This is a genomic window from Thermoactinomyces sp. CICC 10523 (assembly GCF_016055105.1).
Taxonomy (GTDB): Bacteria; Bacillota; Bacilli; order Thermoactinomycetales; family Thermoactinomycetaceae; genus Thermoactinomyces_A; species Thermoactinomyces_A daqus.
This window is the reverse complement of record NZ_JAECVX010000037.1, coordinates 1-1,886: the sequence shown is the minus strand read 5'-3', so window position 1 is coordinate 1,886 and position 1,886 is coordinate 1. Positions and strand designations below refer to the sequence as shown.

1 protein-coding gene is annotated in these 1,886 nt (G+C 41.1%); it reads right to left on the bottom strand.

All coding sequences use genetic code 11. From position 1 onward, the window contains the following. Window positions 1–656 precede the first annotated feature (656 nt). Window positions 657–1,001: a DUF192 domain-containing protein gene (locus tag I8U19_RS17065; protein WP_198056619.1), complete on the bottom strand. Its 345-nt coding sequence runs from the start codon at window positions 999–1,001 to the stop codon at window positions 657–659. Window positions 1,002–1,886: the final 885 nt, after the last annotated feature.

Genomic DNA, 1,886 nt, shown 5'->3' with positions numbered 1-1,886 from the left:
GCAAACAGCAGAGATATTGGCCCCCGGCGCCATTCCAGCCAACACAATCTCCATTTTTTGCTCAGCAGTCCATTTTCGCCGCCCCATAAAAAACGACCCCTTTCTTGCTTCCTTCCATTATACTTTATCTTTCGTCTGGAAGCGTATGGGGTCATTATAATTGCAGGAACTATTCTTTCCGAAATTCCCACTCTTACGTGGAATGACAATATTTCCACTTCCGTTACTTATACAGTCACCATTCAGGTTAATACAAGTACGGGTCTTACCAGTGTTACCACACAAACTCGGGCTTTAAACGCTATTGTTTTTTAACAGGATTTTAGAAAACAAATAGCCTCAATCATTTTTTGAGACAAAACAATCCTCATAGGAGGTATCCACTTTGCCAAGCATTTAGGAAACGGTTTATCCAAGACTAAAAAGCAACCTAACGCCTAAAGAGTTAGATAAATAATTCGTCTGGGCAAAAGAAAAAGCATGAAATTCCTTTTCTCAATTGGGTTTCTGATCATGTTGAAAACTTTCCAGTTTCTCAACTACTTAACGCCCATCTTTTCAAGCTGTTCAATGAGTTGCAAAACATCAATTGTCTGGCGGCCAAGACGAGAGATAGATTCAAGGGGTCACCTGTACGGAAAATCGTACGTTGACCCCTATATGGCAATTTTCCAATACCATCGTTCTCCAACTTTGATCTGGTATTTTCGGATGGTACCCGGGTTAAATTCAACCACATGCGCCGTACCTTCAAAATAAGCACCGTTTTGGTTAGGCATCAATTTTTCCTCTAAACCGACCACTAATCCTTGTTGGTTTAAATAGACGACATCGATAGGAAATTTCATCTGATACGTGTGGATCGCTGTGGCCCCCATGAGAAACATTCCACTGCCGGCTGTTGTGCGCCCGAGAAGACCTTTAGCCAGTTCAGTCATGGTTACGGCCAGTTCCATTTTTCGAAAATAGGTTTTGTAGCGATATACACATACCGATTTCATCACATCATCTCCTCTAATCCGTAGCTTGGTGCTCCCTAGATCCTATTCCAATAGTATTTCTTTGTGACACAATAGGCACATAGGGTCACCGTACGGAAAATCGTACGCTAAGGCAAAAGTTCACGTCATAACTGGAAATAATGACGCGCTTTATTAAGATAACTTTACCTTAGCGTACAGCTTATGACTTGTTGTGTCTAAAATATTCAGATGACAAAAATTGAATCGTCCTATACTGGTAACCCCGAGTTTTAGGCGAGGCAGTTTAGCCTTTGCCACGTGCGGGTCTTGCAGGACAAAGCCATACACGACTTCTGGCAGTTTCCGCTTTAGTGGTATGCTTTTGTCCCCTTTGGTCTTAACCGCCAGGTGAACCACTTGACCCAGAAGCCTTTTCTTCCGAACTTCTCCTTCCTATGGAAGGGATCTACCGCCGGATGACACGGCACACATTTTCTCGGATTGATACGATGATCCCTTCAACAACAACGGAAAGTTAGCTGGTACTTGTCAAATACCAGCTGACTTTTTTATTTCGCGGGAATGGCTTAGGCCATTTTCAATTTACTTTGTATTGTTAATTGAATCTATTTATTATTCATATAATTTTCGCAATGTGTTCATCAGCTTGATGATAAGGTTTTAGAATACACAAAAGCATAGATTAAAGGAGGGCTTTAGTGAAACTTCGGGATAAGGTTCACAAAGGGGAATGGGAGTGGAGATATATTTCTTAGGGATTCAGATACAGAATATAAAATCCTTAATGATATTGCAGCTAGACTAAGTTAAGTCCGTATAATTGTGTAAAAATGGCAGCTGCGAAAAATAATTGAGCCATGGTGAAATTCCTCGGTTAGAATAGTAGTTGGCAAACATTCCCAA